Annotated in this window: 25 protein-coding genes; 1 reads left to right on the top strand and 24 read right to left on the bottom strand. The window is 73.0% G+C overall.

What is annotated here, in order from left to right; all coding sequences use genetic code 11:
- Nucleotides 1-10: 10 nt before the first annotated feature.
- The 15 genes from SM450_RS24825 to pyrR form a co-directional block, all read right to left on the bottom strand.
- The gene (locus SM450_RS24825; protein ID WP_474622174.1) at nucleotides 11-994 is read right to left on the bottom strand and encodes an AAA family ATPase; all 984 of its coding nucleotides are present in this window, start codon (nucleotides 992-994) and stop codon (nucleotides 11-13) included.
- Between the two features lie 223 nt (nucleotides 995-1217).
- Complete coding sequence (locus SM450_RS24820; protein WP_474622183.1) at nucleotides 1218-3221, bottom strand: primosomal protein N'; 2004 nt, start codon at nucleotides 3219-3221, stop codon at nucleotides 1218-1220.
- Nucleotides 3218-4423, bottom strand: coding sequence for a methionine adenosyltransferase (gene metK / locus SM450_RS24815; protein ID WP_474622173.1), 1206 nt, complete (start codon nucleotides 4421-4423; stop codon nucleotides 3218-3220). Before metK ends, SM450_RS24820 begins: the two co-directional genes overlap by 4 nt.
- An 82-nt stretch (nucleotides 4424-4505) precedes the next feature.
- A complete protein-coding gene (coaBC, locus tag SM450_RS24810) occupies nucleotides 4506-5714 on the bottom strand; it encodes a bifunctional phosphopantothenoylcysteine decarboxylase/phosphopantothenate--cysteine ligase CoaBC (RefSeq protein ID WP_474622172.1) in 1209 nt (402 codons plus the stop codon).
- A gap of 14 nt (nucleotides 5715-5728) precedes the next feature.
- Entirely contained in the window at nucleotides 5729-5995 is a 267-nt protein-coding gene (gene rpoZ, locus SM450_RS24805) for a DNA-directed RNA polymerase subunit omega (protein WP_013285517.1), read from the bottom strand.
- 51 nt (nucleotides 5996-6046) lie between these two features.
- A complete protein-coding gene (locus tag SM450_RS24800) occupies nucleotides 6047-6580 on the bottom strand; it encodes a nucleoside/nucleotide kinase family protein (protein WP_474622171.1) in 534 nt (177 codons plus the stop codon).
- A gap of 25 nt (nucleotides 6581-6605) precedes the next feature.
- Complete coding sequence (mihF, locus tag SM450_RS24795; protein WP_474622170.1) at nucleotides 6606-6923, bottom strand: integration host factor, actinobacterial type; 318 nt, start codon at nucleotides 6921-6923, stop codon at nucleotides 6606-6608.
- A gap of 177 nt (nucleotides 6924-7100) precedes the next feature.
- Nucleotides 7101-7937 carry an orotidine-5'-phosphate decarboxylase gene (pyrF, locus tag SM450_RS24790; protein ID WP_474622169.1) on the bottom strand — a complete coding sequence of 279 codons (837 nt, stop codon included), beginning with the start codon at nucleotides 7935-7937 and terminating at the stop codon, nucleotides 7101-7103.
- 85 nt (nucleotides 7938-8022) lie between these two features.
- Nucleotides 8023-9297, bottom strand: a complete 1275-nt coding sequence (locus tag SM450_RS24785) for an adenosylmethionine--8-amino-7-oxononanoate transaminase (protein ID WP_474622168.1) — start codon at nucleotides 9295-9297, stop codon at nucleotides 8023-8025.
- A gap of 32 nt (nucleotides 9298-9329) precedes the next feature.
- Nucleotides 9330-10346 carry a quinone-dependent dihydroorotate dehydrogenase gene (locus SM450_RS24780; protein ID WP_474622167.1) on the bottom strand — a complete coding sequence of 339 codons (1017 nt, stop codon included), beginning with the start codon at nucleotides 10344-10346 and terminating at the stop codon, nucleotides 9330-9332.
- A gap of 94 nt (nucleotides 10347-10440) precedes the next feature.
- Nucleotides 10441-13788: a carbamoyl-phosphate synthase large subunit gene (carB, locus tag SM450_RS24775; RefSeq protein ID WP_474622166.1), complete on the bottom strand. Its 3348-nt coding sequence runs from the start codon at nucleotides 13786-13788 to the stop codon at nucleotides 10441-10443.
- Nucleotides 13788-14930 (bottom strand): glutamine-hydrolyzing carbamoyl-phosphate synthase small subunit, encoded by a 1143-nt coding sequence (carA, locus tag SM450_RS24770; RefSeq protein WP_474622165.1) that lies wholly within the window; start codon nucleotides 14928-14930, stop codon nucleotides 13788-13790. The genes carB and carA overlap by 1 nt, the downstream gene beginning before the upstream one ends.
- 55 nt (nucleotides 14931-14985) lie before the next feature.
- Complete coding sequence (locus SM450_RS24765) at nucleotides 14986-16317, bottom strand: dihydroorotase (RefSeq protein ID WP_474622164.1); 1332 nt, start codon at nucleotides 16315-16317, stop codon at nucleotides 14986-14988.
- Entirely contained in the window at nucleotides 16314-17240 is a 927-nt protein-coding gene (locus tag SM450_RS24760; protein ID WP_281583728.1) for an aspartate carbamoyltransferase catalytic subunit, read from the bottom strand. Before SM450_RS24760 ends, SM450_RS24765 begins: the two co-directional genes overlap by 4 nt.
- Nucleotides 17237-17821, bottom strand: a complete 585-nt coding sequence (pyrR, locus tag SM450_RS24755; RefSeq protein WP_474622163.1) for a bifunctional pyr operon transcriptional regulator/uracil phosphoribosyltransferase PyrR — start codon at nucleotides 17819-17821, stop codon at nucleotides 17237-17239. The genes SM450_RS24760 and pyrR overlap by 4 nt, the downstream gene beginning before the upstream one ends.
- Nucleotides 17822-18107: 286 nt before the next feature.
- On the opposite strand from pyrR, the gene bldD reads away from it, so the two are divergent.
- Nucleotides 18108-18596: a transcriptional regulator BldD gene (gene bldD / locus SM450_RS24750; protein ID WP_013285505.1), complete on the top strand. Its 489-nt coding sequence runs from the start codon at nucleotides 18108-18110 to the stop codon at nucleotides 18594-18596.
- An 87-nt stretch (nucleotides 18597-18683) separates the two neighbouring features.
- On the opposite strand, the gene nusB is transcribed toward bldD, so the two are convergent.
- The 9 genes from nusB to ruvX all read right to left on the bottom strand — a co-directional run bounded on the left by nusB (nucleotide 18684) and on the right by ruvX (nucleotide 25758).
- A complete protein-coding gene (gene nusB, locus SM450_RS24745; protein ID WP_474622182.1) occupies nucleotides 18684-19094 on the bottom strand; it encodes a transcription antitermination factor NusB in 411 nt (136 codons plus the stop codon).
- A gap of 23 nt (nucleotides 19095-19117) precedes the next feature.
- Nucleotides 19118-19675, bottom strand: coding sequence for an elongation factor P (gene efp / locus SM450_RS24740; protein WP_474622162.1), 558 nt, complete (start codon nucleotides 19673-19675; stop codon nucleotides 19118-19120).
- A 41-nt stretch (nucleotides 19676-19716) separates the two neighbouring features.
- Complete coding sequence (gene aroQ / locus SM450_RS24735; RefSeq protein WP_474622161.1) at nucleotides 19717-20166, bottom strand: type II 3-dehydroquinate dehydratase; 450 nt, start codon at nucleotides 20164-20166, stop codon at nucleotides 19717-19719.
- On the bottom strand, nucleotides 20163-21239 hold the full coding sequence (gene aroB / locus SM450_RS24730) for a 3-dehydroquinate synthase (RefSeq protein WP_474622160.1): 1077 nt from the start codon (nucleotides 21237-21239) through the stop codon (nucleotides 20163-20165). The genes aroQ and aroB overlap by 4 nt, the downstream gene beginning before the upstream one ends.
- A gap of 93 nt (nucleotides 21240-21332) precedes the next feature.
- Complete coding sequence (locus tag SM450_RS24725; protein ID WP_474622159.1) at nucleotides 21333-21842, bottom strand: shikimate kinase; 510 nt, start codon at nucleotides 21840-21842, stop codon at nucleotides 21333-21335.
- Nucleotides 21843-21897: 55 nt separating this feature from the next.
- Nucleotides 21898-23076 carry a chorismate synthase gene (gene aroC / locus SM450_RS24720; RefSeq protein WP_474622158.1) on the bottom strand — a complete coding sequence of 393 codons (1179 nt, stop codon included), beginning with the start codon at nucleotides 23074-23076 and terminating at the stop codon, nucleotides 21898-21900.
- A gap of 156 nt (nucleotides 23077-23232) precedes the next feature.
- Nucleotides 23233-24081, bottom strand: coding sequence for a shikimate dehydrogenase (locus tag SM450_RS24715; RefSeq protein ID WP_474622157.1), 849 nt, complete (start codon nucleotides 24079-24081; stop codon nucleotides 23233-23235).
- On the bottom strand, nucleotides 24081-25301 hold the full coding sequence (gene mltG, locus SM450_RS24710; protein ID WP_474622156.1) for an endolytic transglycosylase MltG: 1221 nt from the start codon (nucleotides 25299-25301) through the stop codon (nucleotides 24081-24083). Before mltG ends, SM450_RS24715 begins: the two co-directional genes overlap by 1 nt.
- Nucleotides 25285-25758 (bottom strand): Holliday junction resolvase RuvX, encoded by a 474-nt coding sequence (gene ruvX, locus SM450_RS24705; RefSeq protein ID WP_474622155.1) that lies wholly within the window; start codon nucleotides 25756-25758, stop codon nucleotides 25285-25287. The genes mltG and ruvX overlap by 17 nt, the downstream gene beginning before the upstream one ends.
- Between the last annotated feature and the right edge of the window lie 13 nt (nucleotides 25759-25771).

Below are 25771 nucleotides of genomic sequence, written 5' to 3'. Positions count from 1 at the left end.
CGCGGGAGGGTCAGGCGCCGGCGCCGGGCTCCCCGGCCAGCACCGCGCCGCCGCCGAGCAGCGCGTGTTCGGGCAGCGGCAGCGCGATGCCGTGCGCGTCCTCCCAGTCGTGGATCAGGGTCGGCCGGGCCTGGGCGGCGAAGAAGTCGACCGCGCTCATCCCGCCGACCACCGGCTCGTCCACCTCGGCGACCAGCCGGGCGGCGACCATCGGGAGGCCGCCGCGCACCGCCGCGCTGAGCCGCCGGTGCCCGTCGACCACGAAGAAGTATTCCCCGGTGTAGCCGATGCTCAGCGGCTCCACCGCCTCGGCGTCGACCGCGGTCGCCTCGGCCGCGTGCTCCGGGTCCCAGAGGCCGCGCAACGTGGCCACGTCCTCGGTGGGATAGACCCGGGTCGGGTCGAGCAGCAGCAGCGGCTGGCCGGCGCGCAGCACACCGGCGCCGAGCCGGCCCTCGTAGACGTCGACGACGTGCTGGATCACCTGTTCCGGGGTGGCCCGGGTGGTGTCGCAGATCAGGTCGTAGTTACGCAGCCGGGCCTTGTCCACGCCGTACCGGACGATGAAGCGGTTGCGCTCGCTCTCGCTGCGCTCCCGCAGCTTGGCCCGCGCCTCCTCGAGCGAGGTGTAGCTCTCGGCCGGGCCGGACGGCCGGGCGAGCACCCGCCGGGCCGCCTCGGTCGGCTCGGTGATCATGTGCACCTTGAGCGCGTCGGTGAAGAAGTGCCAGGCCAGGCGGGAGTCCATCACCAGCGACTCGCCGGAGGCGGCGATGTCCCGCTGGAGCTGGTCGACGTAACCGTCGACGGCCTGGTCCAACTCGGCGTGCAGGTTGAGCTGGAGCGCGGTCATCTGCCGCTCCTGCGCCATCTGACGGTAGAGGTCGCCGACGCTGACCCGGCGCAGCCCCAGCCGCTTGGCGATCTCGACGGAAACGGTGCTCTTGCCGCTGCCGAGGTCACCGTTGAAGACGATCGACTGACGAACGGTCACGACTGGTCCACCCCTGCTCACCGGCTGACTGACGAGATCGAATCCGTGTGGCCCGACGTGCCCGGAGCACCCGCCGCGCCGCGTCCCGTGCGGAAAATTCGCACGGCTGGGCATGACGGGCGATGCTATCACCGCGCGCTGTCCAATTGCCGGACCAGGTGTGCGCCAAACCCCAGCTCACGACCGTACGCAAGGGGGCAGGTGCGCTCGGTGACGGCGCTCCTCAGAACAGGCTGAGCGGGTCGACCTGGAGCCGGACCGGGTCGGCGGCCTTGCGGGCGCTGCGCTGCCCGGCGGCGGCGTGCAGCGCGTCGGCCAGGACGGCGGCCCGGGTCCGTGGCACCCGGACCAGCATCCGCTCCCGGCCCTCGTCGGCCGGCACCGGCCCGAGGATCTCCGCGTCGTCCGGCAGCCCGGCCCCGGCCAGCAGGTCGGCCACCGCCTCGGCCGGGCCGGTGACGCTCGCCATCCGCACCGCCGGCGGGAAACCCAGCTCGCGGCGCTCGGCCAGCTCCCGCGCCGCGAACCAGCCCGCGTCCCAGCGCAGCAGCGCCTGCACCGGGACGAGCGCGCCGTCGGCCACCACCACCACCCGGCCACCTGCCGCACCGGGCCGGGCCAGCGCGGCGGCGGCCAGCCACCGGCGCAGCGCCTCCTCCCCGGCCCGCAGGTCGGCCCGGGTCAGCAGCGCCCACGAGTCGAGCAGCAGCACCGCGCCGTAGCCGCCCTCGGCGACCGGCTCGGCGCCCGGCGTGGCGATCACCAGACCGGCGCCGCCGGGCACGGCCGCCAGCACCTCCTCCCGCCCGGAGGTCCGCACCGGCACCCCCGGGAACGCCCGGCCCAGTTCCTCGGCCGTGCGCCGCGCCCCGGTGACCGAGGCGCGCAGCCGCCGTCCACCGCACTCCGGGCAGGCGTACGCGGCGGCGACCCGACCGCACCACCGACAGGCCGGTGTGCCCTGCGCCGACGGCAGGCCGAGCGGACCGGCGCAGTGCGGGCAGCGGGCCGGCGCGCGGCAGTCGGCGCACGCGACCGAGGGCAGGTAGCCGCGGCGGGGCACCTGCACGAGCACCGGCAGGTCGGCGCGAAGCGCGTCCCGGGCCGTGGTCCAGGCCAGGCTGGGCAGCCGGGCGGAGGCCGCACCGGGGTCCCGGGCCAGCTGCGGGTCGTCGCCGGTGGGCGCCATCGCCGGCATCCGCGCCCGCACGGTGGCCCGGTCGGCGACCACCTCCCGGGCCCACCCGGTCTCCACGAGCAGTTGGCCCTCGGCGGTCCGGGCGAACCCGCCGACGAGGGCGGCGGCGCCGGCGAGCTGCGCCCGGGTGAGCAGCACCTCGCGGGCGTGCGGGTAGGGCGCCCGGGGCTCGGAGTGCAGGTCGTCCCCGTCGTCCCAGACCGCCACCAGGCCGAGCCGCTCGACCGGGGCGAACATGGCCGCCCGGGTGCCGACCACCACCGGCACCTCCCCCCGGCGGGCGGCCAGGAAGGCGCGGTAACGACGGGCCGGGCCGGCGGCGGCGGTGAGGCAGGCGTGCCGGCCGGCGCCGAGCACCGCGGTCAGGGCGGCGTCCAGGCGATCCAGGTCCCGACCGTCGGCGACCACCACCACGGCGCCCCGGCCACCGGCCACGGTCGCCGCCACCGCGTCGGCGTACCTGTCGGCCCAGTCCTCCCCCGGCAGGGCGGACCAGACGGCGCGGGGCGCCCGGCCGTCGGCGAGCGCGCGCAGCAGCGCCGGCCCGGCCGGGTAGTCCCGCCAGCCCCGCGGATCGACGGCGGCCCCGGCCGGCGCGGCGGCGTCGGCGGCCTGCGGGTCGGCGGCCTCGGCCGGTGGGTCGGCGGTGGCGGACTTCTCGGCGCGGGCGTGGCGCGGCGGCACCGCCAGCCGGAGCACGTCGGCCAGGCTGCCCGCGTACCTGTCGGCCACCGCCCGGGCCAGCCGCGCCACCTCCGGGGCGAGCACCGGCACCGGGGAGACGACCTTCTCCAGGTACGCCAGCTTCGGGTGGTCGGACTCGGCGACGCGCTCCAGCAACCACCCGTCGACGAGTTGCCCGGCGAAGCGGACCTTCACCCGGACCCCGGGCCGCGCGTCGGCGTCGAGCGTCTCGGGGACCAGGTAGTCGAACGGGCGGTCGAGGTGCGGCAGCGGCACGTCCACGCAGACGCGAGCGACCGGCGACCCCTCGGCGGGTCGCCGGTCGCGGCGCGTGGTCGCGCTCAGGCTCCCGCGGCCGACTTGAGGTCGGCGGCCCGGTCGGTGCTCTCCCAGGTCAGCTCCGCCTGCTCCCGGCCGAAGTGGCCGTACGCGGCGGTCTGCCGGTAGATCGGGCGCAGCAGGTGCAGGTCCCGGATGATGGCGGCCGGACGCAGGTCGAACACCTCGGCGACGGCCTTCTCGATCGAGGCCACCGGCACCGTCTCGGTGCCGAACGTCTCGACGAACAGGCTCACCGGGTGCGCCTTGCCGATCGCGTACGCGACCTGCGCCTCGCACCGCTCGGCCAGCCCGGCGGCGACCACGTTCTTGGCCACCCAGCGCATCGCGTACGCGGCCGACCTGTCGACCTTCGACGGGTCCTTGCCGGAGAACGCGCCACCGCCGTGCCGGGCGTACCCGCCGTAGGTGTCCACGATGATCTTCCGGCCGGTCAGCCCGGCGTCGCCCATCGGGCCGCCGATCTCGAACCGCCCGGTCGGGTTCACCAGCAGCCGGTAGCCGTCGGTGTCCAGGCCGAGGCCCTCCAGCTCCGGCGCGATCACGTGCTCCCGCACGTCCGGCGTGAGCAGCGACTCAAGCGAGATGTCCGCCGCGTGCTGGCTGGACACCACCACCGTGTTCAGGCGCACCGGGCGCAGCCCGTCGTACTCGATGGTCACCTGGGTCTTGCCGTCCGGCCGCAGGTAGGGGATCGTGCCGTCCTTGCGCACCTGCGACAGCCGGCGGGCCAGCCGGTGCGCGAGCGCGATCGGCAGCGGCATCAGCTCGGGCGTCTCGGAGCAGGCGAAGCCGAACATCATGCCCTGGTCGCCGGCGCCCTGCGCGTCGAGCGCGCTCTCCGAGCCACCGGTGCGCAGCTCGAACGCGTTGTCCACGCCCTGGGCGATGTCCGGCGACTGCGCGCCGATGGACACGCTCACCCCGCAGGAGGCGCCGTCGAAGCCCTTCTTCGACGAGTCGTAGCCGATGCCGAGGATGGTCTCCCGCACGATGGTCGGGATGTCGGCGTACGCCTTGGTGGTCACCTCGCCGGCGACGTGCACCTGGCCGGTGGTGATCAACGTCTCCACCGCGACCCGGCTGTGCGGGTCCTGTTCGAGCAGCGCGTCGAGAATGCCGTCGCTGATCTGGTCGGCGATCTTGTCCGGGTGGCCTTCCGTGACCGATTCGGACGTGAACAGACGTGTCACGGCACTCCTAAGCATGTGAAGACTTTTAAAGGTCGCTCGGCGGCAGTTTAGTCGTCCCCGTCGCACCGTGGCTGCGGGAATGCCAGCTGACCAACTCTCAGGACGGTTCGTCGAGTCGGGTGACCACGAGGTCCCAGACGGCGTCGGCCAGGGCCTCCTTGGGCTGCTCGGGGAGCCGGTGGACGGCTCCGTCGGCGCCGATGACGGTGGCCGCGTTGGTCTCCGCGCCGAAGACCTTGTCGACGCCGACCTCGTTGACCACGATCAGGTCGGCGCGCTTGCGGGCCAGCTTGGCGCGGCCGTTGACCTCGGCGTCGTGGGTTTCCGCGGCGAACACCACGAGCACCTGCCCGGGCCGACGGCGCCGGCCCAGCTCGGCGGCGATGTCGGGGTTGGTGACCAGCTCGATGGTCGGCGCGACGCCGTCCTCCGATTTCTTGATCTTCCCGGTCGCGTAGGTGGCCGGGCGGAAGTCGGCCGGCGCGGCGGCCATAACCACGGCGTCCGCGTCGGCGGAGGCCGCGAGCGTCGCCGTGCGCAGCTCCTCGGTGGTGCCCACCCGGACCAGGTCCACCCCGGCCGGGTCGGCGAGCGCCACGTTCGCCGCGACGAGAGTCACCCGGGCGCCCCGGGCCACGGCGGCGCGGGCGAACGCGTACCCCTGTTTGCCGGAGGACCGGTTGCCCAGGTAGCGGACCGGGTCGAGGGGCTCGCGGGTGCCGCCGGCGGTGACCACGACGTGCCGGCCGGACAGGTCGGCCGGGGCGTCCACGCCCCGGGCCAGCGCCCGGCGGGCGACCGCGAAGATCTCCGCCGGATCGGGCAGCCGGCCCTTGCCGGTGTCCCGCCCGGTCAGCCGCCCGACCGCCGGCTCGATCACCCGGACGCCCCGCGACCGCAGCGTGTCCACGTTGGCCATGGTGGCCGGGTGTTCCCACATCTCGGTGTGCATGGCCGGCGCGAGCACCACCGGGCACCGCGCGGTCAGCAGCGTGTTGGTGAGCAGGTCGTCGGCGAGACCGTGGGCGGCCTTGGCGAGCAGGTCGGCGGTGGCGGGCGCGACCACGACCAGGTCGGCGTGCTGCCCGAGGCGCACGTGCGGCACCTCGTGCACGTCGGACCAGACGTCGTCGGCGACCGGCTGGCCGGAGAGCGCCGCCCAGGTCGGCGCGCCGACGAAGCGGAGCGCCGAGGCGGTCGGCACCACCCGGACCCGGTGACCCGACTCGGTGAAGAGCCGGAGCAGCTCACACGCCTTGTAGGCGGCGATGCCGCCGCCGACCCCGAGGACGATCTCGGCGGGCATCGGCGTGGGCGCGGTTACGGCTGGTCGGTCGGCTCGGCGGTGAGCAGGCCCGCGTTGATCTCGCGCATGGCGATCGAGAGCGGCTTCTCCTGCGGGGTGGTCTCCACGAGCGGGCCGACGTATTCCAGGAGGCCTTCGCCGAGCTGGCTGTAGTAGGCGTTGACCTGACGGGCGCGCTTGGCGGCGAAGATCACCAGCGCGTACTTCGAGGTGGTCTTCTCGAGCAGCTCGTCGATCGGCGGGTTGGTGATGCCCTCGGGGTTGGTGGCGATGGATCCCACGAAATTTGACCTCTGCGTCTCGTGCGCCGCACGGGGGCGGTCGGTGGCCGCTCAACCGCCCGGGGGCGGTCGGGCCGGAGCCAGGAATGACGAACCGAGCAATCCTACCAGCTCGGCCGCCGCACGCTCGGTCCGGTCGTGCGCCACGGCGTGTGCGAAGACGGCCGCGACGGCCGGGTCGGCGCGGTACGCCGGCGGCGCGAGCAGCACCAGCCGGGCCTCCGGCGCCGCGTCCGCGACGGTGAGCGCGCCGGCCAGGTCAAGCGGCAGCAGCACCGGCCGGCCCTGCGCGAGGCGGGACCGCACGTCCGCGCGGGGCACTCCCCGGCGGTACGGCCCGATCCGGCACCACTCCAGCAGCTCGCCGGCGTCGACGAGCCGGTCGAAGCCGGCCCGGTCGAGGAAGAGCCGGTCGACGCCGTCCCGCTCGCCGGGCCGGGGTGGGCGGGTGGTGGCGACCACCGGCACCCACACCGACGCAAGACGCGCCCGGACCAGCTCGACGACACTGCCCCGCCCGGCCCCGGAAGGGCCGGACAGGACAGTGAGCCGAGCCGCCGAGCGCGCCTCGTCATCCGTGCTCACCGCTTGTTTCTACACGGTGGTCCGTTCAGTTGGCGGCGAACTCACCGAGCAGCGCCTTGCGCTGCTGCTCGCCGAGGCCACGCAGGCGACGGCTGTCCGCGATCTTGAGCTTCTCCATGATCTGGGTGGCCCGGATCTTGCCGATGCCCGGCATCGCCTGGAGCACTGCCGAAACCTTCAGCTTGCCCACGACGTCGTCGTTCTCGGCCCGCTCAAGGACGGTGGCGAGGGTGGTCTTGCCCTGCTTGAGCTGCTCCTTCAGCTCAGCGCGGGCCTTGCGGATCTCCGCAGCCTTCTCCAGCGCGGCAGCGCGCTGCTCGGGGGTCAGTGACGGGAGCGGCACCAGTTCTCCTCAGGTCCCTAGTACGGCGGGCGGAGCCCCACCGCAGCTGTGAAACGTGGTGTCGCTGGCAACCAAAGGGGTCCGTGGTTCCCAGCGCGGGGAAAACTAGCGGTCAACGGAGCTTTCGGCAACGTGGACGCGCGATGATCAACGTAAAGTGACCGAGCCGTCAGTCAGTCAGGCGGCGCTCAGGGCGGCCCGGCACTCGGCCTGAGCGTGCTCGGCAGCGGCCCGCAGGGCGGCCGGCTCCGGCCCCGCGCCCAGCAACTCCCGGGAGTACGACGGCAGCACCGACGGCAGCGCGGCGCCGAAGACCGCGCGCAGTCCGGCCGGTGTGCCGCCCTGCGCGCCCATCCCGGGGGCGAGCAGCGGACCGTTGAGGGCGTCGAAGTCGTGACCTGTCTCACCGATCGTCGCGCCGACCACCAGACCGAAGCTGCCGAGCGGCCCCGCACCCCGGTTGAGCTGGGAAATCTCGTCGATCACGTGCTGCGCGACGGTGCGCCCGTCGGCCCCGACCGCACGCTGCACGGCGGCGCCCTCGGGGTTCGACGTGAGGGCCAGGACGAAGACTCCGCTGCCGTGCGCGGCGGCCGTCTCGATCATCGGCGCGAGTGAACCTACTCCCAGGTAGGGGCTCGCGGTGATCGCGTCGACATACAGCGGGTTGGATGGATCGAGGTACGCCGAGGCGTACGCGCGGACAGTCGATCCGATGTCGCCGCGCTTGACGTCGAGGAGAACGAGCGCGCCCGCATTTCGCAACTGTCGGATAGTTGACTCAAGTACGCCGACCCCGCGCGAGCCGTAGCGCTCGAAGAACGCCGACTGCGGCTTGACCACGGCGACCCGGTCGCCGAGCGCCTCCACCACGGTGCGGCAGAACCGCTCGAGCCCGTCCACGTCGTCGGGCAGCCCCCAGTCGGCCAGCAGGCCCGGGTGCGGGTCGATCCCCACGCAGAGCGGACCGCGTTCCGCCATGGCCCGGTGCAGTCTGGTGCCGAACGTCTCCATCGCGTCTCTCCCTCTCCCGGCGGCCTCGACCGCCTCCGTGTCACCGCGACGGGCCTCCCGTCGCGTCAGGTCGTCACGGCCGGGCTCAGCCGGCCTTGACCGCCGCCGCCACGCCGGCCGCGATCCGGGCCACGTCGGTGTCGTCGCAGACGTACGGCGGCATGGTGTAGACGAGGTCCCGGAACGGGCGCAGCCACACCCCCTCGGCCACCGCGGCGGCGGTCGCCGAGGGCAGGTCCACCTCGTGGTCGAGCTGCACCACGCCGATCGCGCCGAGCACCCGCACGTCGGCCACCCCCGGGGCGTCGCGCAACGGCGCCAGGCCGGCCCGCAGCCCCTCGGCGATCCCCGCCACCCGTCCGGCCCAGTCACCGGCCCGCAGCAGGCCCAGGGAGGCGTTGGCGACCGCGCAGGCGAGCGGGTTGCCCATGAACGTCGGCCCGTGCGCCAGCACCCCGTCCGCGGAGATCGCGGCGGCCACCTCCGCGGTGCACAGCGCCGCGGCGAGGGTGAGGTAGCCGCCGGTGAGCGCCTTGCCGACGCAGAGCACGTCCGGCGTGACGCCGGCGTGCTCGGCGGCGAACATCCGCCCGGTCCGGCCGAAGCCGGTGGCGATCTCGTCGAAGACCAGCAGGATGCCGTGGCGCCGGGTCACCTCGCGCAGCACCCGCAGGTAGTGCGGGTGGTGGAACCGCATCCCGCCGGCGCCCTGCACGACCGGCTCCACGATCACCGCGGCCAGCTCGTCGGCGTGCCGCTCGACGGCGTCGCGGAGCGCCGCCTCGTACGCCGGGTCCGGCGGTGCGTCGAAGCCGGCCGGCGGCAGCGGCGCGAACACCTGCCGGGGCAGCACGTCGCCCCAGAGGTGGTGCATGCCGCCCTCCGGGTCACAGACGCTCATCGGGTGGAACGTGTCGCCGTGGTAGCCGCCTCGCCAGGTGCCGAGCCGGCGACGCTCCGGGCGCCCCACGGCGCGCTGGTGCTGGAGGCACATCTTCACCGCGACCTCGACGCTCACCGACCCGGAGTCGGCCAGGAAGACGTGCTCCAGGCCGTCCGGGGCCAGCTCGACGAGCGTCTCGGCCAGGCGTACCGCCGGCTCGTGGGTGAGCCCGCCGAACATCACGTGGCTCATCCGGCCGAGCTGGTCGGTCACCGCGGCGTCGAGCACCGGGTGCCGGTAGCCGTGGATCGCCGCCCACCACGACGACATGCCGTCGACAAGCTCCCGCCCGTCGGCCAGCCGCAGCCGTACCCCCTCGGCGCTCCGCACCACGAGCGGCGGGCTGGCCGGCGGCAGCGCCGCGTACGGGTGCCATACGTGCCGGCGGTCGGCGGCGAGGATCTCCTCGGGCGTCACGTGTGCTCCTTCGTGGGGTGCGCCCGGCCCGGTCAGCGTCCGGCGACCGCCCGGACGGCCGACCGGACCAGGGCCGGGCCCCGGTAGATGAATCCCGTGTAGAGCTGGACCAGGTCGGCGCCGGCGTCGAACATCCGGGTCGCGTCGTCCGGGTCGAGGATGCCGCCGACGCCGATCACCGGCAGCCGTCCTCCGGTCTCCCGGTGCACGAACCCGACCAGTTCCCGGGCCCGCCCGGTCAGCGGCCGGCCGGACAGGCCGCCGGCCTCGGCGCCGCGTGCCCGGTCGGCGGGGGCGAGCCCGTCGCGGCCGAGCGTGGTGTTGGTGGCGATGACGCCCGCCGCGCCCCGGTCGAGGCAGACCTCCAGCAGTTCGGCGACGGCCGCCTCGGTCAGGTCCGGGGCGATCTTCACAAGCACCGGCTTCTCCCCGACCAGCGCGGCGAGCAGCGCGTCCAGATGGGACCGGTCCTGAAGCGACCGCAGGCCCGGGGTGTTCGGCGAGGACACGTTCACCGCGAAGTAGTCGCCGTGGCCCGCCAGCGCCCGGTAGGAGGCGAGGTAGTCCTCGACGGCGTCGTCGAGCGGGGTCACCTTGGACTTGCCGAGCGAGATGCCCAGCGGCACGCCGAGCGGGCGCGGCAGCGCCGCCAGCCGGGCCGCCAGGGCCGCCGCGCCGGCGTTGTTGAACCCCATCCGGTTGACCACGGCCTCGCTGTCGCGCAGCCGGAACAGCCGCGGCCGGGGGTTGCCCGGCTGGGCGTGCGCGGTCACGGTGCCGACCTCGACGAAGCCGAAGCCAAGCGCCGGCCAGGCCGGCAGCGCGACCCCGTTCTTGTCCATCCCGGCCGCCAGCCCGACCGGGTTCGGGAACCGCACCCCGAACACCTCACGCGGCGAGGCCCGGAAGTAGACCCGCCGCAACCCCGCCAGCACCGCCGGCCGCCGCGACGCCCGGGCGAGCCGCCCGAGTGTCCACTCGTGCGCCACCTCCGCATCCCCGCCCCCGAGCGCGAACAACCGAGGCCGCACCACCTTCTCGAACATCACCCCGCGCCCTCCGGTCCGTTGATCATGAAGTTGACGGCGGCGGTGGAGATCCACATCGCCGCCAACTTCATGATCGACGCGGACGTGTGGGTGGTCACTCGTTGGCCCGGAGGGCGGCGTTCAGGTCCTGGAGGGGGCGGACCTGGAGGTCGCCGTTGATCCGCGCCTCGATGCCCATCACCGCCGCCGCCGCGCCGGGGACCGTGGTGACGCAGGGGATGTCCGCCGTGACGGCGGCGCTGCGGATCTCGTAGCCGTCCGAGCGGGCGCTCGCGCCGGAACCCTGCGGCGTGTTCACCACGAGCGCCACGTCACCGCCGAGGATCAGCGAGACCGCGTCCGCGCCCTCACCCGCCTCGTAGTGCTTACGGATCTGCTCGCAGGCGATGCCGTGCCGGCGCAGCACCTCGGCCGTGCCGGTGGTGGCGACGATCTCGAAACCCAGGTCGGCCAGGCGCTTGATCGGGAAGATCATGCCGCGCTTGTCCCGGTTCGCCACCGACACGAAGATCTTCCCGGCGGTGGGCAGCGACCCGTACGCGGCGGCCTGCGACTTGGCGAACGCCTGACCGAAACCGGTGTCGATGCCCATCACCTCACCGGTGGAGCGCATCTCCGGGCCGAGCAGCACGTCGATGCCCTTGCCCGACGGGGTGCGGAACCGCTTGAACGGCAGCACCGCCTCCTTGACCGCGATCGGCGCGTCCGGCGGCATGACGCCGCCGTCCCCGGTCGGGGGCAGCATCCCCTCGGCGCGCAACTCGGCGATGGTGGCGCCGAGCGCGATCCGGGCCGCCGCCTTGGCCAGCGGCACCGCCGTCGCCTTCGAGACGAACGGCACGGTACGGGAGGCGCGCGGGTTGGCCTCCAGCACGTAGAGCGTGTCGCCCTGGAGCGCGTACTGGACGTTGAGCAGGCCGCGTACCCCGACGCCGCGGGCGATCTCCTCGGTGTAGCGGCGCACCTCGGCCAGGTGCGAGCCGGCAAGCGTGATCGGCGGCAGCGCGCACGACGAGTCGCCGGAGTGGATGCCGGCCTCCTCGATGTGCTCCATCACGCCGCCCAGGTAGACGTCGCCGTCCGCGTCGACGAGCGCGTCCACGTCGATCTCGATGGCGTCGTCGAGGAAACGGTCCACAAGCACCGGGTGGTCGGGCGAGATGTCGGTGGCCCGACCGGTGTAGTCGCGCAGCGTGGGATCGTCGTAGACGATCTCCATGCCCCGGCCGCCGAGCACGTACGACGGCCGGACCAGCACCGGGTACCCGATCTCGTCGGCGATCGCCTTCGCCTCGTCGTACGAGGTGGCCATGCCGTGCGCGGGCGCGCGCAGCCCGGCCCGGGCCAGCACCGCGCCGAACGCGCCCCGCTCCTCGGCCAGGTGGATCGACTCCGGCGAGGTGCCGACGATCGGCACGCCCGCGTCCTTGAGCCGTTGGGCCAGGCCGAGCGGGGTCTGACCGCCGAGCTGCACCACCACCCCGACCACGCCGGGACCACCGGCCGCCTTGCCGGAGGAGTCCTCGGCGTACCAGACCTCAAGCACGTCCTCGAACGTCAGCGGCTCGAAGTAGAGCCGGTCGGCGGTGTCGTAGTCGGTGGAGACGGTCTCCGGGTTGCAGTTGACCATGACGGTCTCGTAGTCCACGTCCCGGAGAGCCTGGACCGCGTGCACGCACGAATAGTCGAACTCGATGCCCTGACCGATCCGGTTCGGTCCGGACCCCAGGATGAGCACCTTCGGCCGGGCCGAGGGCGCCACCTCGGTCTCCGCGTCGTACGTCGAGTAGTGGTAGGGCGTGGTCGCCTCGAACTCGGCCGCGCAGGTGTCCACCGTCTTGTAGACCGGCCGGATCCCCAGCCGGTGCCGCAGCGTCCGGACCCCGTCCTCGGCGGCCAGCTCGGGGCGCAACGCGGCGAGCTGCCGGTCGGACAGGCCGGTGCGCTTGGCCCGCCGCAGCAGGCCGGCGTCGAGCACCGGCGCGTCGACGATCTCCGCGCGCAACTCGACGAGCGCGGCGATCTGGTCCAGGAACCACGGGTCCATCCCGCCGGACGCCTCGGCCACCTCGGCGATCGACGCGCCCAGGCGCAGCGCCCGCTCGACGGTGTAGAGCCGGCCGTCGTGCGGCATCCGCAGCGCGGCAAGCGTGTTCTCCTTCGTGGCGCCCGCCGGGTCGGGGACGGTCCAGAAACCAGATGATTTGGTTTCCATCGAGCGCATCGCCTTGTTCAGCGCCTCGGAGAAGTTGCGGCCCAGGCTCATCGCCTCCCCCACCGACTTCATGGTGGTGGTCAGCTCCGGGTCGGCGCCGGGGAACTTCTCGAACGCGAACCGGGGGATCTTCACCACCACGTAGTCGAGCGTCGGTTCGAACGCGGCGGGCGTCTTGAGCGTGATGTCGTTGGGGATCTCGTCAAGCGTGTAGCCGACCGCGAGCTTCGCGGCGATCTTGGCGATCGGGAAGCCGGTGGCCTTCGACGCCAGCGCCGAGGAGCGGGACACCCGAGGGTTCATCTCGATCACCACGATCCGGCCGTCGACCGGGTTGACCGCGAACTGGATGTTGCAGCCGCCGGTGTCCACCCCGACCTCGCGCAGCACCGCGATGCCGAGGTCGCGCAGGTTCTGGTACTCCCGGTCGGTGAGCGTCATCGCCGGGGCGACCGTGACGCTGTCGCCGGTGTGCACGCCCATCGGGTCGACGTTCTCGATCGAGCAGACCACCACCACGTTGTCGTGCCGGTCGCGCATCAGCTCCAGCTCGTACTCCTTCCAGCCGAGCACGCTCTCCTCGATCAGCACCTCGTGCACCGGGCTCGCGGCCAGGCCCGCGCCGGCGATCCGGTCGAGGTCCGCGTCGGTGTGCGCCATCCCGGAACCGAGGCCACCCATGGTGAACGACGGCCGGATGACCACCGGCAGGCCCAGCTCGCCGACCGTCTCGCGCACCTCGTCCATGGAGTGGCAGACCCGCGAGCGCGGCACCAGCGCCGCCGGGTCGTCCAGACCCAGGCGTACGCCGGCCTTGGCCACGATCTCCTTGAACAACTGCCGGTCCTCGCCCCGGTTGATCGCGTCGATGTTGGCGCCGATCAGCTCGACGCCGTACTTCTCCAGGACGCCCGCGGAGTGCAGCGCGACCGCCGTGTTCAACGCGGTCTGCCCGCCCAGGGTGGGCAGCAGCGCGTCCGGGCGTTCCCGGGCGATGACCAGCTCGACGAATTCCGGGGTGATCGGCTCCACGTACGTGGCGTCGGCGAACTCCGGATCCGTCATGATCGTCGCCGGGTTGGAGTTGACCAGGCTGACCCGGATCCCCTCGCTGCGCAGCACCCGACAGGCCTGGGTGCCGGAGTAGTCGAACTCGCAGGCCTGTCCGATCACGATCGGCCCCGAGCCGATCACCAGGACGTGCTTCAGATCGGTCCGCTTGGGCATCACTTACCGCCTTCGATGAGCTCCGCGAAGCGGTCGAACAGGTAGTCCGCGTCGTGCGGGCCGGCCGCCGCCTCCGGGTGGTACTGGACGGTGAAGGCGGGCACGTCCTCGGCCCGCAGCCCCTCGACCACGTTGTCGTTGAGGCAGACATGGGAGACCCGGACCCCGCCGAAGTCGGTGTCGACCACCTGGTCCGGCACCACCGCTCCGTCTCCGGCACCCGGCACCCGCACCGCGAAGCCGTGGTTGTGGCTTGTCACCTCCACCTTGCCGGTGGCCCGGTCGAGCACCGGCTGGTTGATGCCGCGGTGGCCGTACCCGAGCTTGTAGGTGCCGAAGCCGAGCGCCCGGCCGAGGATCTGGCTGCCGAAGCAGATGCCGAACAGCGGGATCCGCCGGGTGAGCACCTCCCGCGCAAGTGCCACCGGGGCGTCGGCGGTCGCCGGGTCGCCCGGGCCGGGCGAGAGGAACACCGCGTCCGCACCGGTGGCGAGCAGGTCCTCGATCGTCGAACCGGCGGGCAGCACGTGGGTGGTGACGCCACGCGCGGCGAGCCGGCGCGGCACGTTGCGCTTGATGCCCAGGTCCAGCGCGGCCACCGTGAACCGGTGCTCGCCCAGGGCCTCGACCACGTACGGCTTCGCGGTGGTCACCTCGGCGGACAGGTCCGCGCCGACCATCGACGGCGCGCGGCGGACCCGCTCCAGCAGGGCGTCCGGATCGTCGTCGACGCTTGAGACGCCGACCCGCATCGCGCCGCGCTCGCGCAGGTGCCGGGTCAGCGCCCGGGTGTCCACCCCGCTGATGCCGACCACGCCCTCGGCGGCGAGCCGGTCCTCCAGGCCGCCGGTGGCCCGCCAGTTGGAGCCGATCCGGGCCGGGTCGCGCACCACGTAGCCGGCCACCCAGATCCGGCCGGACTCGTCGTCCTCACCGTTCACACCGGTGTTGCCGATGTGCGGCGCGGTCTGCACCACCACCTGGCGGTGGTAGGAGGGGTCGGTCAGGGTCTCCTGGTAGCCGGTCATGCCGGTGTTGAAGACCGCCTCGCCGAAGGTCTCCCCGACGCTGCCGTACGCCTCGCCGTGGAACGTGCGCCCGTCCTCCAGGACGAGAATCGCGTTTCTCCGCCTACTGCTCACTGCGCCCGCCTTCCGTTCGCGACTGCGGGACTCCGCTGCGCTGCGTTCCTCGCGCTCACTTGACAGCCTTTCCGTCCAGGACCGTCGGCTCGCCGCGCAGGAAGGTCGCCACGATGCGACCCGGCAGCGTCATGCGGGCGTACGGGGTGTTGCGACTGCGACTGGCCAGCTCGGCCGGCTCGATGACACGCCGGGCGGCCGGGTCGACCAGGGTCAGGTTCGCCGGCACGCCGGGCGCCGGGTCGAGCCCGTGCCCGTCCAGCCCGGCGATCCGGGCCGGGACGCGCGACATCCGCTCGGCGATGAGGTCCCAGCGCGGGCCGAGCACGTCGAGCGCGATGGAGAGCGCGGTCTCCAGGCCGAGCATGCCCGGCCGGGCGTACGCCCACTCGCACTCCTTGTCCTCCACCGCGTGCGGCGCGTGGTCGGTGGCGATGACGTCGATCACGCCCTCGGCCAGCGCGGCCCGCAGCGCGGCGATGTCCGCGGCGGTGCGCAGCGGCGGGTTCACCTTGAAGACCGGGTCGTAGCTGCTCGCTGGGCTCCAGTTGTTCGCGAGTGCGGGGCTCGCAAGCTCACTCCTCCCGCTCACGGCCTCGTCGGTGAGAAGAAGGTGATGCGGCGTCACCTCGGCGGTCACCCGCACCCCGCGCGACTTGGCCTGCCGCAGCACCTCGACGCTGCCGGCGGTGGAGACGTGGCAGACGTGCAGCCGGCTGCCCACGTGCTCGGCGAGCAGCACGTCCCGGGCGATGATCGCCTCCTCGGCGACGGCCGGCCAGCCGGTCAGCCCGAGGCGGGTGGACACCTCACCCTCGTGCATCTGCGCGCCCTCGGTGAGCCGGGGCTCCTCGGCGTGCTGGGCGATCACCCCGTCGAACGCCTTGACGTACTCCAACGCCCGGCGCATCAGCCGCGGGTCGGCGACGCAGTGCCCGTCGTCGGAGAAGATCCGCACCCGGGCCGCGGAGTCGGCCATCGCGCCCAGCTCGGCCAGGCGCTCGCCGGCCAGCCCGACCGTGACCGCGCCGATCGGCTGCACGTCGACCAGGCCGGCCTCCCGGCCGAGCCGCCACACCTGCTCGACCACGCCGGCGGTGTCGGCGACCGGCGACGTGTTCGCCATCGCGCAGACCGCGGTGTAGCCACCGAGCGCCGCCGCCCGGGAGCCGGACTCGACCGTCTCGGCGTCCTCCCGGCCCGGCTCGCGCAGGTGGGTGTGCAGGTCGACCAGGCCGGGCAGCGCGACCAGGCCGGTCGCGTCGACCACGACGGCGTCGGCCGCGCTCAGACCGGCGCCCACCTCGGCCACCACGCCGTCGCGGATGAGCAGGTCGGTCGGCTCGCCGCCGACCGGGCTGACGTTCTTGACCAGGTACGCGGTCACCGGTTGTTCCCTCCGAGCAGCAGGTAGAGGACGGCCATCCGCACGGAGACCCCGTTGGCGACCTGTTCGACGATTGTGGAGCGGGGCGAGTCGGCCACCTCGGGCGTGATCTCCATGCCCCGGTTCATCGGGCCGGGGTGCATGACGATCGCGTGCTCGGGCAGCCGGCGCATGCGCGGCCCGTCCAACCCGTACCGGCGGGCGTACTCCCGGGCCGACGGGAAGTAGGAGTCGCTCATCCGCTCCCGCTGCACCCGCAGCATCATCACCACGTCCACATTCGGTGCAACGGTGTCGAGGTCGTAGGAGACGTCGATGCCGGGGGCGAGCGCGGGCGCGATGTCGACCGGGATGAGCGTCGGCGGGCCGACGAGCGTGACCTTCGCGCCGAGCGTGCTGAGCAGCAGCACGTTGGAGCGGGCCACCCGGGAGTGCAGCACGTCGCCGACGATCGCCACGTGCAGGCCGGCGAGCCGGCCCAGGCGGGAGCGCATGGTGTACGCGTCGAGCAGCGCCTGGGTGGGGTGCTCGTGGGTGCCGTCGCCGGCGTTGACGACCGACCCGTCCACCCAGTCGGCCAGCCGGTGCGGGGCGCCGGAGGCGGGGTGCCGGACGACCACCGCGTCCGCGCCCATGGCCTGGAGGGTGAGCGCGGTGTCCTTCAGGCTCTCGCCCTTGGCCACGCTTGAGCCCTTGGCCGAAAAGTTGATCACGTCGGCGCTCAGTCGCTTGGCCGCCGCCTCGAACGAGATCCGGGTCCGGGTGGAGTCCTCGTAGAAGAGGTTGACCACGGTGCGTCCGCGCAGCGCGGGCAGCTTCTTTACCTCGCGGCCCGCCACGGTGGCCATCTCGGCGGCGGTGTCGAGCACAAGCGTGGCGGTGTCCGCGTCCAGGTCCGCGCCGGAGAGCAGGTGCCGGATCATGAGAGGGCCCCTCCGTACAGCCGTACCTCGTCCGCGCCGTCGGTTTCGGCGAGGGTGACCTTGACGTTCTCGGCAAGCGCGGTGGGGATGTTCTTGCCCACGTAGTCGGCGCGGATCGGCAGCTGGCGGTGGCCGCGGTCGACAAGGACGGCGAGCTGCACGGAGGCCGGGCGGCCGACGTCGCTGAGCGCGTCGAGCGCGGCCCGCACGGTGCGGCCGGAGAAGAGCACGTCGTCGACGAGCACGACCCGCCGGCCGTCGATCCCGCCCGGCGGCAGATCGGTCGGGCCGACCGCGCGGGTGGCGTGCCGGCGCAGGTCGTCGCGGTAGAGCGTGATGTCGAGCACGCCGACCGGGACGGTCACGTCCTCGAACGTGCTGATCCGGGCCGCGAGGCGGCGGGCCAGGGGCACGCCCCGGGTGGGGATGCCGAGCAACACGGTGTCGGCGGCGCCCTGGGTCTTCTCCAGGATCTGGTGGGCGATGCGGTCGACCACCCGCGAAACGTCGGGTGCGGCGAGGATCACCTTCACCGAGGGTTGTCGCGGCGGCGACGGATGGGCAGCCGGTGGGTAGGCCACAGCGGACCTCCTTCCCCGCCTCACGGGACGGGTCGTTAAAGGACGTCTATCGACTCCGGGCGGACCCTCGACGGGCCCGGACCGGGGCTTCACGCCACGTTACCAGCGGTCATCGGACCCGCCGTCGGCGGTCCTGACCTGCCGGTCAGCCCGGAGAAATGCGGACAAGCCACACCGGTGCCCGGACCTCGTGGACCGTAACACTTGACCACGTGTCGCAATCCCCGTACCGTCACGCTCCGTAGCGATAGCTGGGAGAACCCCGAGCAGCACTGGGAGTGTCCGAATGCCCTCTGAATACGCCAAGTCGCTGGGCGCCCGCCTGCGCTCCATCCGCCAGCAGCAGGGCCTGTCCCTGCAGGGGGTGGAGGAGAAGTCGAACGGGCGGTGGAAGGCCGTGGTGGTCGGCTCGTACGAGCGCGGCGACCGCGCCGTCACCGTGTCCCGCCTGGCGGAGCTGGCCGACTTCTACCGTGTTCCCGTCTCCGAGTTGCTGCCCGACGGCAGCGGGGTGCGCCACGAACCCACCAGCAAGATCGTGCTGGACCTGGAGCGGCTCTACGACGAGGCCTCCGAGGACCTCGCGTACGTCGCCAGGTACGCCCGCGCCATCCAGCAGCAGCGCGGTGACTACAACGGCCGGGTGCTCTCCATCCGCGCCGACGACCTGCGTGCCCTCGCGATCGTGTACGACGCCTCGCCGTCGGGCCTGATCGAGCGGCTCACCGAGCACGGTGTGCTTGTCGCCGACCCGCGCGCGTTCTTCGCCTCCTGACGACGCCCGCTGCCACGAAGGGTCCGTGCCGTCCGGCACGGACCCTTCGTCGTTCCTGCCCGCGGCGGCGCGGCCCCGCCCGGAACCTCAGCGGGTGGCGTACTCGGCGATCCGGCCGAGGATGCCGTTGAGGAAGCGGGGCGAGTCGTCGGTCGACATCTGCCGGGCCAGCTCGACGGCCTCGCTGATCGCCACCGCGTCGTCGATCTCGTCGACGTAGAGCAGCTCGTACACGGCGATCCGGGCCAGGTTGCGGTCGACCACGGGCATCCGGTCCAGCGTCCACCCCTCGGCGTAGCTGGCGATCGTCTCGTCGATCCGGTCGAGGTGCGCCGCGACGCCCTCGACCAGCCCGACCGCGTAGCCGATGTGGTCGGGGCGGGGCTGCTCGATCCGCTCCAGATAGCCGGCGAGCACCTCGACCGGAGGGCGGTCCCGCAGGTCGGCCTCGAAGAGCACGTCAAGCGCCCGCTTGCGCGCCTTGCGACGCGCCGGCATCTGCTGCTTCGGACCCTCGGCCATCAGGCTCGGCCGAGGTAACGGCCGTCGCGGGTGTCGACCTTGATTTTCTCACCGGTGGTGATGAACAGCGGCACCTGCACGGTGGCGCCGGTCTCGACGGTGGCCGGCTTGTTGCCGCCGGTGGACCGGTCACCCTGCAGCCCCGGCTCGGTGTAGGTGACCTCGAGCACCACCGAGGTCGGCAGCTCGATGTAGAGCGGCACGCCCTCGTGGGTGGCGACGGTCGCCTCGGCCTCCGGGAGGAGGTAGTTGGCGGCCTCACCGACGGTGCCGCCCATCACGGGGATCTGGTCGAACGTCTCCAGATCCATGAAGACGTAGTCCTCACCGTCGGCGTACAGGTATTGCATGGTGCGCTTGTCCACGGTCGCGGTCTCGACCTTGGTGCCCGCGTTGAAGGTCTTGTCGACCACCTTGCCGGACAGCACGTTCTTCAGCGTGGTGCGCACGAACGCACCACCCTTACCGGGCTTGACGTGCTGGAACTCGACGACGGCCCACAGCTCGCCGTCCAGGTTGAGTACCAGGCCGTTCTTCAGGTCGTTGGTGGAGGCCATTTCCTGCCTTGATCATCAATTGGCGGACGGACCTGGAAAGTCTACTCGCTGTGTCGAATCGGACTCGCACGCTGCGCCAGATGGTGCAGCGCCAGCCGGTAGCCGTCCACCCCGAGCCCGCAGATCACCCCGGTGGCCACCGCCGAGACCACCGAGTGGTGCCGGAACTCCTCCCGGGCGTGGATGTTGGAGATGTGCACCTCGACAAGCGGGCCGCGGAGCATGGCGCAGGCGTCCCGGACCGCGATCGAGTAGTGCGACCAGGCGGCCGGGTTGAGCACCACCGCCGCCTCCTCGTCCGCCGCCGCGTGCAGCCAGCCCAGCAGCTCGTGCTCGGCGTCGGTCTGCCGCACCACCACGTCCAGCCCCAGCTCGCGCCCGGTCCGCTCGCACCTGGCCACCAGGTCGGCGTAGCTGGTCACCCCGTAGACGTCGACCTGGCGGGTGCCGAGCCGGCCCAGGTTCGGCCCGTTGAGCACGTACACCCTCACGAGCTGATCTCCCGGTAGGCGGCGGCCAGCAGGTCGTCCGGCGGCGCCTCGAGCATCGCCGGGCGGGCGAGACCGTCGAGCACCACGAACCGCAGCCGGCTCCCCCGGGCCTTCTTGTCCACCCGCATCGCGGCGAGCAGCTCCGGCCAGGCGTCCGCCCGGTAGCCGGTGGGCAGGTCCAGCGCGGCAAGCACGCTCCGGTGCCGCCGGGCGTCGTCGGCGTCGAGCCGGCCGGCCAGCCGGGCCAGGGTCGCGGCGTAGACAAGCCCGACCGCGACCGCGTGGCCGTGCCGCCACCGGTAGCCCTCCACCTTCTCGATCGCGTGGGCGAGCGTGTGCCCGTAGTTGAGCACCTCGCGTACCCCGGACTCGCGCAGGTCCCCGGCGACCACGTCCGCCTTCACCCGCACCGCCCGCTCCACCAGCTCGCGCACCACCGGGCCGGTCGGGTCCAGCGCGGCGGCCGGGTCCCGCTCGACCAGGTCGAGGATCACCGGGTCGGCGATGAAGCCGCACTTGACCACCTCGGCCATCCCGGCGGCAAGCTCGGCCGGGGGCAGGCCGTCGAGCGTCGCCAGGTCGCAGAGCACGCCGGCCGGCGGGTGGAACGCGCCGACCAGGTTCTTACCGGCGGTCGTGTTGATGCCGGTCTTGCCGCCGACGGCGGCGTCGACCATGCCGAGCAGCGAGGTCGCCACCGGCACCCAACGCACCCCGCGCAGCCAGGTGGCCGCGACGAAACCGGCCAGGTCGGTGACCGCGCCGCCGCCCACCCCCACCACCGCGTCGGTACGGGTGAAGCCCGCCGCGCCGAGCCGGTCCCAGGCGGCGGCGGCCACGTCGACGTGCTTGCCCGCCTCGGCGTCCGGCACCTCCACCAGCAGCGGCGTCACGCCGTCGGCGCGGGCCCGCTCGGCGAGTCGCTCCGCGAGGGCCTTGAGCGGCGCCGCGTGCAGATAGGCCACCCGCTCGGCGCCGGGCAGCAGCGCGGGCGGCGGGTCGAGCAGGTCACGTCCCACAAGCACGTCGTACGGCCGTTCGCCGCCGACCGGGATCCGGGTCACCTCGTCCATCGCCGGCAGCCTAGTCCAGCGCCCGGCCGCATGCGGCGACTGTCCACTCCGTGATCGGTGCGGCTGGCGCTGCTCGGCGCGTTCCACCGCCGGTCAGGGCTTGAGCAGCGCGGCGATCTCGTCCGCCAACTCCTGCGGCGACCGCCCGTCGGTGACCACGGTCGCGGTCGCCACCTCGGCGTAGAGCGGGCGGCGTTGGTCCAGCAGGTGCTTGAGGGTGGCGCGCGGGTTCAACGCCAGCAGCGGCCGGCCGGCGCCCAACCCGACCCGCCTGATCGCGTCCGGCAGCTCCACCGACAGGTGCACCACCGTGTGGCCGATCAGCGCGGCCCGGTTCTCCTCGGCCAGGACCGCGCCGCCGCCGAGCGCCAGCACACCTGCGTGCGAGGCAAGCGCCGCCGCCACCGCGGCCCGCTCAAGCGTACGGAAGTGGTCCTCGCCCTCGTCGACGAAGATCTCCGGGATGGGTTTGCCGGCGAGGCGCTCGATGTCGGTGTCGGTGTCCCGGAAGTCGACGCCGAATGCCTCGGCGAGCGCGGCGCCCACCGTGGTCTTGCCCGAGCCGGGCGCCCCGACCAGCACGACCACCGGCCTGGTGCTCACTTGCGCCGCCCTTCGTTCGCGACTGCGGGACTCCGCTGCGCTGCGTTCCTCGCGCTCACTTGACCACCAGGCTGTCGAGGTAACCGGACAGGTTGCGGCGCATCTCGGCGATCGAGTCGCCGCCGAACTTCTCCACCGCCGCCTCGGCCAGCACCAGCGCGACCATGGCCTCGGCGACCACGGCGGCGGCCGGCACCGCGCACACGTCGGAGCGTTGGTTGATCGCGGTGGCCGGCTCACCTGTGGTCACGTCGATCGTGGCGAGCGCGCGGTTCAGCGACGAGATCGGCTTCATCGCCGCCTTGACCCGCAGCGGCTCGCCTGTGGTGATGCCGCCCTCCAGGCCGCCGGCCCGGTCGGTGATCCGGCGGACGCCGGTGGCGGTGGGCATGATCTCGTCGTGCGCCTCGGAGCCACGGGAGCGGGCCTGCTGCCAGCCGTCACCGATCTCGACGCCCTTGATCGCCTGGATCGACATCAGCGCGGTGGCCAGCCGGGCGTCGAGCTTGCGGTCCCACTGCACGTGGCTGCCCAGGCCCGGCGGCACGCCGTACGCGAGCACCTCGACCACGCCACCGAGCGTGTCGGCGGCCCTCTTCGCGGCGTCCACCTCGGCGACCATCCGCGCGCTCGCCTCGGCGTCGAGGCAGCGCAGCGGGTCGGCGTCGATGCGGGCGGCGTCCTCCGGCGTGGGCCGCAGGCCCGGCTTCACGGCCACCGGTCCCAGCTCCACCACGTGGGAGACGATCTCGACGCCGAGCGCCTGCCGCACCAGCGCCTTGGCGACCGTGCCCACGGCGACCCGGGCGGCGGTCTCCCGGGCGCTGGCCCGCTCCAGGATCGGCCGGGCGTCGGTGTGCCCGTACTTCTGCATGCCGGCCAGGTCGGCGTGTCCGGGGCGGGGACGGGTCAGCGGGGCGTTGCGGGCCTGGCTGGCCAGCTCGTCCGCGTCGACCGGGTCGGCGGCCATCACGGTGCGCCACTTCGGCCACTCGGAGTTGCCCACCCGGATCGCCACCGGGCTGCCGAGCGTCACCCCGTGCCGCAGCCCGCCGATGATCTCGATCTCGTCCTGTTCGAACGCCATCCGGGCGCCCCGGCCGTAGCCGAGCCGGCGGCGGGCCAGCTCGCCGCCGATCTCGGCGCTCGTCACCTCGATGCCGGCGGGTACGCCCTCCAGCATCGCAACGAGGGCGGGTCCGTGCGATTCACCTGCAGTCAGCCAGCGCAACACAGCGGTAAGTGTGTCACGGCGGGTGGTCACCGCCGTACGCCGGCCGCCGCGTCCCGCCCTGCGGACATGGTCGTCCGCGCATCGGCCGCCGTCTCGCTCCCGTCACGTCGCCGGCCACCCCGCGCCAACCGCCGGCCCCGCGAAGCCGCGAGGGTGTTAAGCGGGGGCCCCGCCTCTACCGGAGGCGTTAATAGGGGGCCCCGCCTTACCCTCAAGCGCGGCGCGCATCGCGGCGCGGGGGGCGGGGGCGCCGGTGAAGCGCTCGAACTGGCCGAACGCCTGGGCCAGCAGCAGGTCCAGCCCGGAGATCACCCGGCAGCCGGCGGCAAGCGCGCCCGCCGCCAGCGGCGTCGGCCACGGGTCGTAGAGCGCGTCGAAGAGCACCGTCTCCGGCCGCCAGTCGAAGTTCTCCGCGAGCGGGTCGGCGACCCCCTTCGGCACCGTGGAGATCACCAGGTCGGCCCGGGCGTGCGCGGGCGCGCCGTCCCACTCCGCGCCGGCAAGCGGCACGCCGGCGGCTGCCGCCACCGGACGCAACTCCTCGACCGCCTCGGGCCGGCGGGCCACCACCGTCACCTCGGCGGCGCCGATCCGGGCCGCCGCCGCGATCGCCGCGCGGGCGGTGCCGCCGGCGCCGAGCACCGTCACCACCGCCCCGGCCACGCAGCCGGCGCCGGTGAGCACCTCGACCATGCCTGTGACGTCGGTGTTGTCCGCATACCAGGTGCCGTCGGGTCGGCGGACGAGCGTGTTGGCGGCGCCGACCGCGGAGGCGACCGGCGAGACCTCGTCGGCAAGCGCGAGCGCCGCCTCCTTGCCGGGCATGGTCACCGACAGCCCGGCCCACTCCGGGCCGAGGCCCGCGACCAGGCCGGGCAACTCGTCCGCGCCGGCCTCGATCCGGGTGTACGACCAGTCGGTCAGCCCGGCCGCCGCGTAGCCGGCGGAGTGGATCGCCGGGGAGAGCGAGTGGGCGATCGGCCGACCCACCACGGCGGCCCGCATCAGGTGCAGTTCTCCCCGGTGAGCACCTTGTTGTCGCACATCTGCCGCTGCAACTTGCGGAAGTCGGCGTCGTCGGAGCCGTAACCCATGGTGCCCTTCTTGTCCACCGTCATGAAGAAGATCCAGTCACCGGGCGGCGGCTCCAACGCGCCCTTGAGCGCGGCCTCGCCGGGGTTGCTGATCGGGGTGGGCGGCAGGCCGGCGACGTTGTGCGTGTTGTACGGGTTCTTCAGGTCGTTGATCTCACTCTGGAGCAGGTCGTCGGAGTCCTTCGGGTCCTTGCCCTGCAACCGCAGGTAGTAGTTGATGCCGCTGTCGATGCCGAGGCAGTTGCACCCGATCTTGCCGCCGTAGACCCGGTTGTAGATCACCCGGGAGACCTTCGGCAGGTCGACCGCGTTGACCGACTCCGCCTCGGCGATCGAGGCGGTGATCAACGCCTCGTACGGGGAAATCTTGCGTTCCTTCTGCGCCCGGTCGACGAAGTCGAGCCCCTTGGTCACGCTGAGGAACTGCTCCACCATCAACGACAGGACCTGCTCGGCGGTGGCCTTCGGCGGGATCTCGTAGGTCGACGGGTAGAGGAAGCCCTCCAGGCTCTTCGCGCCCTTCTTGCCGTCCTCGCGCTTGAACCAGAAATCCGGGACGCCCAGCTTGACCGGGTCCTTCGCCGCCGCCTGGAACTCCTTGACCGGAATCTTGGTCTCTTCCGAGAGCTTCTGGTAGATGTTCAGCGTGATGGCGCCCTCGGGGATCGTCACGCCGTTGACCACCCGGCTCTTCGGATCGAGCATCAGGGTGATGACGTCCGCGGCCTTCATCTCCTTGCGGACCTTGTAGCGGCCCACCTGGATGTTCTTGCTGCGGGTGTTCGCGTCCGCGGCCTCCACGAACGCCTTGGTGCTCTTCACCACACCGGCGTCGTAGAGCGTGTTGCCGATGTCGGTGAGCGACTGGCCCGCCTTCACCTCGACCAGCGCCTCACCCGTGCCCGGGCCGCTGTAGTCGGGAGTGACGAAGTGATTACGGATCCGGTCGAAACCGACGTAGGCGCCGCCGCCGATGCCGCCCAGCAGGACGAGCGCCATCAGGAGCGCGAAGATCGTCTTGCCCTTGCCGCCGCCGGACTTGCCCTGCCGGCGGAGCACGGCGCCGCGCCGGTGCCGGCCCTTCTCACCCCTCTCCGCCTCGTCGAACCCCAGGTCAAGGTCGTCGATCATGCGTTCGCCTCCGCTGCGCGTCCAGCCAGCTCTGCAGAATCTCCACCGCGGCGGCCTGGTCGACCACCGCTCGTTGGCGCTTTCCCCGGACGCCCCGTTCAGCCAGCCTACGACTCGCGACGACGGTCGACATCCTCTCGTCCGTCAGCGTCACCGGAATCGGCCCCATCACATCCGCCAAACGGGTGGCGTAGGCGGAGACGTTCACCGCCGCCGGGCCGTGCTTTCCGGCGAGGTTGACCGGCAGCCCGACGACGATCCCCACCGCCTCGTGCTCGGCGGCCAGCCGCACCAGCTCGACCATGTCGGCGGGCACCGCGTCCGCCTCGGCGGTCAGGTCGCGGGCCAGGGTGACGAGCGGGGTGGCGAGAATGCCGTGCGGGTCGGACCGGGACACCCCGACCCGCACCTGGCCGACATCCACCCCCAGCCGGACACCACGCGCGAACTCAGCCATCTACCGCCACCCC

Source organism: Micromonospora marincola (assembly GCF_056150385.1).
The sequence above is the reverse complement of the archived record's forward strand: the minus strand, read 5'-3'. Positions and strand labels throughout refer to the sequence as shown.